We start from the raw sequence: 8,940 nt of genomic DNA on the forward strand, positions 1-8,940 counted from the left end.
TACCTGCAAAAGTGAATCTCATACCGTTTAATCCTTTCCTATGACACAGTATCAACGCTCTTCACAAGCGACTATTGATGCTTTTCGAGAAAAATTAATTGCCAAGGGAATTAACACAATTACACGTAAAACAAGAGGCGATGATATCGATGCAGCCTGTGGTCAACTAGCTGGTGAGGTAAAGGATAGAACAAGTCGCTCTCGACGTTGGCAAAAATTACACTTTGTACCTAAGGCATTCACTGGTGAGATTGATGAAAAGAATGCATAAGGCTTTTTAAATTTGTCTGTTCACGGTTATAATGACCAATCTTTTAATGTCATGTGACAATTGTGTTGAACCTATTACGCTTTTTACCTTGGTTAATTTTCCTGTTGTTGCAAGCTTGTCAACAGAGTAGTGCCGTAAAGGCAGAACAAAGTGTTCAGCTGCAAAAGCGTAATGAGGCAGCATCCTACAATACTCAACTTGGTTTGGCTTATTTAAAACAGGGTGATAGACCACGAGCAAAGCGGAAATTGCTTACCGCATTGGATTTAGCACCTGATTCAGCTGATGTAAACGTGGCCATGGCTTATTATTTTGAAAAAACTGGGGAAATAAAAAAAGCACAGGCCTACTACCAAAAGGCTTTAGCTTTGGCGCCGGATAGTGGTGCCCAACTGAATAATTTTGGAACTTTTTTATGTCGTCTCGGGCGTTATAAAGAAGCAGAGCGTTATTTTCTAAAAGCAGTGAATGATATTCATTATATTCATACAGCTGCAGCTTATGAGAATGCTGGATTATGTGCGGCAGCAATGCCTGACTATCCTAAGGCGAAACATTATTATGTGAAGGCTCTGCAACAAGATCCGCGTCGAAAGCAGGCGCTTTATGAATTAGCTGTTATCGAACTTAAGGAGAAACATGCAAGTAAGGCGTTAGAATATATACAAAAATATCCTGCGCTTTCATTGAATGATCCTAACATGCTTGCAATGGCTGTGAATGCAGCTCGTCAAGCAGGTAAAAAAATCTTGAATTGGAGTATAAACAGCGTTTGACTAGGTTAACTAATTATACGGACTATTATACCGGAGCAAAAAATGAATACGATAGTACCAATGGATGAAATGCATAACGGTAATCAAGAAAATCCTGGCGTGCAGTTAGCCCGCGTACGTGAAAAAAAGGGTTATAGCCAGGAATATGTTGCAGGCAAATTACATTTGCGTGTCCGACTTATTGAATTGCTGGAAGCCGATGATTATCAGCAAATGCCTGAACCTGTTTTTATTAAAGGTTATATCCATGCTTATGCTAAGTTACTTGGGATGCCATCACAACCTCTTTTAGACGTATTTAATAGTCTGTATTCAACGGAAGGAAAGCCTGAGAAAGCGTTGTGGCAAAGTAAGCGGGAATCGAATAAAGGAGAGCGCCTAGTGCGTTGGTTAACCAGCTTGGTTGCTGTTGTTGTGATTGTTGCAGTAAGTATTTGGTGGCAGAAAAATAAAGACAATCAGCAATTGTTTACTGCAAAGAATACTCATACTGAAGCATTATCAAGCAAAACCGAAACAGACATTCGTTTAACCGATCTATCAAAAATGCGTTCCATGCTTTCAACTAGCCCAAGTCCATCTGGCCCGGTTACACCCTTGGAGACACACGGTGGGTGAAAGAATTCAAGCGGTAAGGGGTATGAATGATATTTTGCCCTATCAAACAACATTGTGGCGCTTGCTTGAAAAGGTTTTCATCCAGTGTCTGTTGCAATACGGTTATCAAGAAATTCGTTTTCCTTTAGTGGAAAGTACGCAATTGTTCAAACGTACTATCGGTGAAGTAACTGATATCGTTGAAAAAGAGATGTATACCTTCACCGATTTGAATGGCGATAGTTTGACTCTAAGACCAGAAGGTACTGCGGGATGTCTTCGTGCTTGTCTGGAACATGGTTTGTTACATAACCAGCAGCAAAAACTTTGGTATATGGGACCAATGTTTCGGCATGAGAAACCTCAGAAAGGCCGTTATAGGCAATTTAATCAATTTGGTGTTGAAGCCTTAGGTATAGCGGGCGAAGCGATCGAATTGGAGCTCATTGCAATCTGTCAACGTTTATGGACGGCTTTGGGAATTAGTAAAATAGTCCATTTGCAAATTAACACCCTGGGAGAGCTAAGCGAACGGCAACAATATAGAGAAAAATTGGTTAGATTATTTTACAGACCATTTTGCTCAACTTGATGAAGATAGTAGACGGCGTTTAGATAGAAATCCATTACGTATTCTTGATAGTAAAAATCCTGACATGCAGACTTTGCTGAGCAAAGCGCCTAAGTTAACGGATAATCTAGGTCCGGAGACTCAAAAGCGATTTGCCAATTTGTGCGAAGGTCTGACTAAAATGGGTATTGCCTATACTGTTAATCCTTTGTTGGTTCGCGGTTTGGATTATTATGGCCATATGGTTTTCGAATGGGTTACTGATCAATTGGGGAGTCAGGCTACAGTTTGCGCAGGAGGACGTTACGATGTCCTGGTTGAACAGCTGGGAGGAAATGCAACTCCAGCCGTCGGTTTTGCCATGGGTGCTGAACGCTTGTTGCTGTTGTTAGAAAAAATGGCGCTGTACAGATCAATGAGCCCAAGTCATTATTTATTATTGCAGCAGATGCGCAAGCGATGAGTCAGGCTTTATTGCTTGCTGAAGAATTGCGAAATACAAACCAACACTGGCGAGTAATTACTAATACTGCAGGAGGGGGTTTTAAAAGTCAGTTTAAAAAAGCGGACAAGAGTGGGGCTGAGTTTGCTTTAATCCTTGGAGAAGATGAGGTAAGACAAGGAATGATTGGTGTTAAAAATTTGCGTAGTCATGAAGAACAGGCAACCATTCCACAACAGGAATTGAGCAAGTACTTACAAGACTGTCTGGGAAGGTAGTAGTGGGAGATAATTATGTCGGTTTATATGACAGAAGAAGAACAGCTAGAAGCGATTAAAAAATGGTGGAACAAGTATAGTAATATGATTACTGTAATCTTGTCGCTAGTGTTATTAACTGTCGCAGGTTTTAAATATTGGAACTGGCATCAGTCTAAAATGAGTATGCAAGCATCCAATGCTTACGAGCATCTTATGGTTGCCTTTTCTAATCAGGACAACAAAGGTGTACGCTCCTATGCTAACCAACTAATCAATGAATATAGTGATACAGTATATGCGGATGCAGCTCGTTTAGCGTTAGCCAAACTCTTTGTTACTCGTGAGAAATATGAAAAGGCTAGAGAAAATTTAGAGTATGTTGCTAAAAACTCAAAAATGATAGCTCTGAAGCAGGTGGCAAAAATTCGTATCGCGCGTTTGTTTGCTGCAGAAAAAGCGTATGATAAAGCACTTGCTGAACTAACTACTGTTGATGATGTGGCTTATATGCCTGTTGTTAATGAGTTGAAAGGCGATATCTATGCGGCTACAGGAAAATATCAACAAGCGATCGTATCTTATAAGGAAGCTATTACGGAAGTGCGAACAAGTGGTCTAGGCAATCTTTTCCTTGAAATGAAGACTAATGAATTAGCTGCTCTTACTCAATCCATGAAAACAAATAACAATGCTTTAGAAGCTGCTTGATATAAAAGAGGTAATATGTTGCGTATTAACAAAAAACTGGTGGTTTTAGGTGTCTTCGCTTTATTACAAGCTTGCACACAGGTTGATGATTATATGTTGGGTAAGGATAATACACCTACACCGACACCTTTAGAACCTCTCAAAACCAAAGTAAGTTTAATTGAAAAATGGTCTGTTCCTGCGGGTGGGACCCAAAAAATAACTCTAACTTAAAATTAAAACCGGAGATTAGAGGAAATGTTATCTATACTGCTGATACAAACGGCATAGTACAAGCTGTTGATAAAAATAAAGGTAAAGTGCTTTGGTCAAAAAACTGGATAGTGGAATAGTAAGTGGCCCAACCGTTTCTGCAGGAACTATTGCTGTAGGAACTGACACATCAAATATCGTTTTGTTGAAACAGGTTGATGGAAGTGAGTTGTGGCGAAATAAAGTATCTGGGGAAGTCTTGTCCAAACCAGTTATTGCTAATAATAAAGTCATTGCCAAAACTATTGATGGCAATTTATATGCCTTCGATATTGTAAAGGGCGAAAAATTATGGCTCTCTGACCATGGGGCGCCTAGTTTAATTTTGAAAGCAAGCTCTTCGCCGGTCATTTTTGACAATAAGTTGGCTTTGGTAGGTTATTCTGACGGTAGAATGGATGCTGTTGATCTCCAGACTGGTCGCTTAGTGTGGCAACGCAGTATCGCTTACGCAAGTGGCGCAAGTGATGTGGAGCGTTTGGTGGATATTGACGCTGATCCGGTTGTGCGTGAGCAAGTTGTTTACCTCGCCAGTTACCAAGGTTACGTCGGTGCACTTTCTCTAACTGATGGGCAGTTTATATGGCGTAAACCAGCTTCTGTTTATCGAAATATCACTATGGATAGTAACACCGTGTTTTTAACCGATAGTGATGATGTTATTTGGGCTATTAACCGCCAAAATGGCCAAGTTAACTGGAAGCAGGTGGCACTAAAAGCGCATGGACTGACTGAACCAGTGCTAATGGGGAATCGTTTAGTGGTCGGAGACAAGACCGGCTATCTACATGTTCTTGCAAAGGATAGTGGTAATTTGATCTCTCGTGCGCAACTTGGCAGTGCAATTAATACTGCTCCTTCTGTTATTGGCAATAATATTTATGTAATGGCCGCTAATGGTAAATTAAGCCGTTTTTCTGTGAGTTAACTGAATGATTCCTGTTATTGCCCTTGTTGGGCGCCCTAATGTGGGAAAATCGACGTTGTTTAATCGGTTAACCCGTACTCAGGATGCCCTCGTTGCAGATTACCCTGGTTTGACACGCGATAGACAGTATGGCCAGGCTGAATTTGAAAATAAACCTTTTATTGTGATTGATACCGGAGGGGTTGGTGTTGATGATTTAGCTGTTGATGCTTTGATGTCAAAGCAATCAGAAACAGCTTTGGACGAAGCAAATATTGTTTTGTTTTTAGTGGATGGTAGAGCCGGGTTAATAGGAATTGATGAAAATATCGCCCAGCGTTTGCGTAAGATTAACAAACCTATTTATTTGATTGTCAATAAAACTGATGGCTTAGATGAGGAAATAGCCTGTTCTGAGTTTCAGTCTTTAGGGTTCAATGAAGTACATTCCATTTCTGCAACGCATGGTCGTGGTATGCATTCTTTATTGCAGATTTTGACCCAGGATTTTGAGCCCGTTGAGGAAGAAGGTTCGGATGTTAAGGCGATTAAAATTGCTTTTGCGGGGAGACCGAATGTTGGTAAGTCAACATTAATTAACCGTATCTTGGGTGAGGAGCGGGTCGTTGTCTATGATATGCCTGGTACTACTCGTGATAGCATTGCTATTCCATTTAAGCGTGATGAAAAAGAATATGTTTTAATTGATACAGCTGGCGTACGCAGGCGTTCGCGTGTTGATGAGAAAATTGAAAAATTTTCGGTAATTAAAACATTGCAAGCAATCAAAGAATCTCATGTTTGTATGATGCTTTTAGATGCTCGAGAAGGTTTGACCGAGCAAGACATGCATTTATTAGGTTTTATCATTGAATCAGGTAAGGCCTTGGTTGTAGCGGTCAATAAATGGGACGGCTTGGATGAGGAGCATAAAGAACAGGTTCGCGCTGATCTGGATCGACGCCTGCATTTTGTTCATTTTGCCAAAATTCGCTTTATTTCCGCTTTACACGGAAGTGGTGTTGGCTTGTTATTCAAGGATATTGATGAAGCTTATGCATCAGCAATACAGGCTTTTTCCACACCAAAATTAACTCGATTACTACAAGATTTGGTCAGTCAACATACACCGCCGATGGTGCATGGTCGAAGAATTAAATTAAGATATGCTCATACCGGTGGCCATAATCCTCCACTTATTGTTATCCACGGAAATCAACTGGATTCGTTGCCAGATAGTTACAAGCGTTATCTCAATAACGCTTTTGTGGCTCATTTAGGTTTAGTCGGTACGCCTTTAAAACTTGAATTTAAGGGTGGGGGTAATCCATTTAAAGATAAAAAGAACAAATTGACCGAACGCCAGATTAAGAAGAAAAAAAGACTCATGAAGCGTGTTAAAAAAGGGTAAGCGTTATTTAAAAACCCTTAAGATTCTTCTTATTCACCAAAACTACTCTGGCGAGAGACGCTGTTGGCAAAGGCTCCAAATATTAAATCTTGCTCCGTATCGTTAAAACATCGCAAAGGGCATGATGGACTACGGCATGCGCCGTACTTCCCAGAAAAGCTGGAAGCGCGTTTGGAGTATGACTGCCAATAATGATGAGTCCACACCCTAAGGCTTTTACCTTATCCAACACATGCATTTTAATTGAACCAATTTCAACGTGCTGTTGCTCGGAAGGGATACCAAGCGCTTCCCCCAAAACACTCATAACAGCCTGTGCATCTTCCTTAACCGGACTGTCAAATTCTGCAAATCCAAGACCCTGGGCTAGCTGTAGTGAAGGTGGTGGTTCGATAACATGCAGTAGATGGAGAGTTGCCCCAAACAGGTGAGCTATTTTTACGGCTTGTTTACACATATCAAAATGGTTTTCACTCAAATCGGTTGCGTGCAGTATAGATGTATACACAATTCCCTCGCTTAATAACCGCTTGATACCGTAAGTGTAGTTTATGCATAGAAAAAACAACAATGAATTTTATAGATTTTTTCTAAATTCTATAGTGGTAAGAATTTGCTTCGCCGATACAGTATGTGTGTACTTCGATTCTGCTCTTCGTATATTTACGCACTTCTCTCACTATAAGGTGTTTGGAAAGAGAGCTATTGCTTAATTGTCAGACAATATTCGTTTTCTTTAATAAGCGTGGAAAGATTACTGCTAGCCATTATTAATGGGTTAGGAGATAGCTCAAGCAAAGGGACAAAAACAAAATCGCGCAGATGTAACTGTGGATGTGGAATAGTTATTTGAATGGAATTAATTTTTCTTGTGCCAAATAATAAGATATCGATATCAAGTGTGCGTGAGCCCCAACGTACTTTTCGTATACGACCTTGTTGACGTTCGATTTTTTGACAGAATTTTAGTAATTGCTCAGGGGTTAAGTGCGTTTGCAACGCTATAACGGTATTATAATAATCAGGTTGTGCTTTTCTTCCCCAAGCGCGGCTGCGATGAAAACGTGCTACTTTGGTAATTTGTGTAGATGGCAAATGTCGTAAAGCAGCTAAAGCCTGTCGTAATTGGCGTTGAGGTGAACGCAGATTACTCCCTAATCCCAGATAACAAGAAATCATTCGGATCTTGCTGCTTTGGGTTTGCGACGTTTTCGCGGTTTGCGTGGAGCAGTAGGGGCGAGTGCCGTAATCATTTCAGTTTGCTCGTTTTCAGGTGCATCCTGGAAGGTAGTCCACCATTGTGCTAACTCAAGCTCTTCGTCACCGGCAAGTGCTCGCAAAGCCAGGAAATCATAGGCGGCGCGAAATCTGGGATGCTGTAATAAATTAAATGCCCGTCCACCTAAACGCTTTGGAAAACGATATTGTAACAGCCACATTTCTCGCATGATTTGGCTAAAACGTTTAGGAATTGTTATGACTTGATTTTGTTCAATAATAACCTGCGACATCGCTTTTTCTAAAGCAGGTAGAGGATCTAATCCCTCTTCTTCTTGCAACAGTGCAGCTCGTGCCTGCAAAGGAAACCATAGTAGCACAGCAAATAAAAAAGCTGGTGTAACAGGCTTGTTATCTCTAATGCGTGTATCTGTATTTTCCAGTGCGATTCCTATTAAGGCATTCACGGGGTAGTCGCTATCCATCAATTTTGCTGTTTGGGCAAAAAGATGAGGAAACAAACCATGCTGAATTAATAAACGGTGTACGTTTTCGGCTTCGCCACACTGGTATAGTTTGGTCATTTCATCAAACAGGCGCGAACCAGAAACATGGGTAATCAAGTAACTTAAGCGTGGTAGAGGTTCCACTGTTTCTGGAGCGAGGCTAAAATGCAATTTGGCACTAAAACGTACTGCACGCAGCATACGTACAGGATCTTCCTGGTAACGAGTTGACGGATCGCCAATCATACGAATGATACGCTGACTTACATCCTTGACACCACCTGTGAAATCAACAATCGAAGAGTCGTCAATATTGTAGTAGAGTGAGTTAATAGTGAAATCGCGGCGCCAGGCGTCTTCGTCGAGAGTTCCATATACGTTATCACGGACTAACATGCCTCGTTCATTGGTTAATTGATTTGCCTCAATAACTTCATCTGTACTTTCACTTCCTCGGAAAGTAGCTACTTCAATAATGTCACGATGAAAATAATATGAACTAACTTAAAGCGTCGTCCTATAATACGAGCATTGCGAAATAATTTTTATTTGGCTAGGTGTAGCGTTAGTTGCAACGTCAAAATCCTTGGGTAGTTTACGCAGTAAAAGATCACGTACACTACCGCCGACTAAAAAGGCTTGGAAACCAGCGCTATTAAGGCGATTCAAGACTTTAAGTGCATTTGCACTGATATCAGTTTTTTGATAAATGGTGTTGGCTGCGTGGAATAATATAACTGGCATCAACAGGCGATTGGTTCACTCTGGATTTACGTAGCAGCTTTTTGATTAACTTAATGATTTAGTCACCTGTATAACTTGTTTATCGCGCGTTAGTATAGCTAAAATAGGTTCGAAAGTGAATCATTTACCTTTGGATAACTTCGGGTGACAATAAGACTGCTGATATTGATATTTTAAAGTGATGACATGGAATTTTTAGATATACTTTTAAGCCTTTCTGCGTTGGTTATTTTAGAGATAGTATTAGGTATAGATAATCTTGTTTTTTTGTCATTTT

The 8,940-nt window shown here is 40.5% G+C and carries 8 protein-coding genes and 3 pseudogenes; 8 read left to right on the forward strand and 3 right to left on the reverse strand.

The window, feature by feature from the left end; all coding sequences use genetic code 11:
- The 8 genes and pseudogenes from BN58_RS10795 to der form a co-directional block, all read left to right on the forward strand.
- Nucleotides 1-271, forward strand: a pseudogene (locus BN58_RS10795) (hypothetical protein); the annotation flags it as partial.
- A 62-nt stretch (nucleotides 272-333) separates the two neighbouring features.
- Entirely contained in the window at nucleotides 334-1,047 is a 714-nt protein-coding gene (gene pilW, locus BN58_RS24290) for a type IV pilus biogenesis/stability protein PilW (protein WP_019216835.1), read from the forward strand.
- A gap of 42 nt (nucleotides 1,048-1,089) precedes the next feature.
- On the forward strand, nucleotides 1,090-1,665 hold the full coding sequence (locus tag BN58_RS10805; RefSeq protein WP_019216836.1) for a helix-turn-helix domain-containing protein: 576 nt from the start codon (nucleotides 1,090-1,092) through the stop codon (nucleotides 1,663-1,665).
- Nucleotides 1,658-2,935: pseudogene (gene hisS, locus BN58_RS24295) on the forward strand (histidine--tRNA ligase). Before BN58_RS10805 ends, hisS begins: the two are co-directional and overlap by 8 nt.
- Before the next feature lie 15 nt (nucleotides 2,936-2,950).
- Nucleotides 2,951-3,625: a YfgM family protein gene (locus BN58_RS10815; protein WP_026069414.1), complete on the forward strand. Its 675-nt coding sequence runs from the start codon at nucleotides 2,951-2,953 to the stop codon at nucleotides 3,623-3,625.
- Between the two features lie 15 nt (nucleotides 3,626-3,640).
- Entirely contained in the window at nucleotides 3,641-3,838 is a 198-nt protein-coding gene (locus tag BN58_RS33860) for a hypothetical protein (protein WP_040916445.1), read from the forward strand.
- Between the two features lie 91 nt (nucleotides 3,839-3,929).
- Nucleotides 3,930-4,805: an outer membrane protein assembly factor BamB gene (gene bamB, locus BN58_RS24305; protein ID WP_232220520.1), complete on the forward strand. Its 876-nt coding sequence runs from the start codon at nucleotides 3,930-3,932 to the stop codon at nucleotides 4,803-4,805.
- A 4-nt stretch (nucleotides 4,806-4,809) separates the two neighbouring features.
- Nucleotides 4,810-6,195, forward strand: coding sequence for a ribosome biogenesis GTPase Der (gene der / locus BN58_RS10825; protein ID WP_019216841.1), 1,386 nt, complete (start codon nucleotides 4,810-4,812; stop codon nucleotides 6,193-6,195).
- Nucleotides 6,196-6,277: 82 nt separating this feature from the next.
- Here der and BN58_RS10830 read toward each other — a convergent pair whose 3' ends face one another.
- From BN58_RS10830 to pcnB, 3 genes and pseudogenes are all read right to left on the reverse strand, one after another.
- Nucleotides 6,278-6,703 (reverse strand): universal stress protein, encoded by a 426-nt coding sequence (locus BN58_RS10830; protein ID WP_026069415.1) that lies wholly within the window; start codon nucleotides 6,701-6,703, stop codon nucleotides 6,278-6,280.
- 194 nt (nucleotides 6,704-6,897) lie between these two features.
- Nucleotides 6,898-7,374, reverse strand: a complete 477-nt coding sequence (gene folK / locus BN58_RS10835; RefSeq protein WP_019216843.1) for a 2-amino-4-hydroxy-6-hydroxymethyldihydropteridine diphosphokinase — start codon at nucleotides 7,372-7,374, stop codon at nucleotides 6,898-6,900.
- Nucleotides 7,371-8,663: pseudogene (gene pcnB / locus BN58_RS24310) on the reverse strand (polynucleotide adenylyltransferase PcnB). The gene folK and the pseudogene pcnB overlap by 4 nt, the downstream one beginning before the upstream one ends.
- Between the last annotated feature and the right edge of the window lie 277 nt (nucleotides 8,664-8,940).

The organism is Legionella tunisiensis, from assembly GCF_000308315.1.
GTDB classification, from domain to species: Bacteria; Pseudomonadota; Gammaproteobacteria; order Legionellales; family Legionellaceae; genus Tatlockia; species Tatlockia tunisiensis.

What these genes read in the sequence shown, in the direction of transcription:
- BN58_RS10805 (WP_019216836.1), top strand. Translation starts at nt 1,090, where the DNA reads ATGAATACGATAGTACCAATGGATGAAATGCATAACGGTAATCAAGAA.
- BN58_RS10815 (WP_026069414.1), top strand. Translation starts at nt 2,951, where the DNA reads ATGTCGGTTTATATGACAGAAGAAGAACAGCTAGAAGCGATTAAAAAA.
- BN58_RS33860 (WP_040916445.1), top strand. Translation starts at nt 3,641, where the DNA reads ATGTTGCGTATTAACAAAAAACTGGTGGTTTTAGGTGTCTTCGCTTTA.
- der (WP_019216841.1), top strand. Translation starts at nt 4,810, where the DNA reads ATGATTCCTGTTATTGCCCTTGTTGGGCGCCCTAATGTGGGAAAATCG.
- folK (WP_019216843.1), bottom strand. Translation starts at nt 7,374, where the DNA reads ATGATTTCTTGTTATCTGGGATTAGGGAGTAATCTGCGTTCACCTCAA.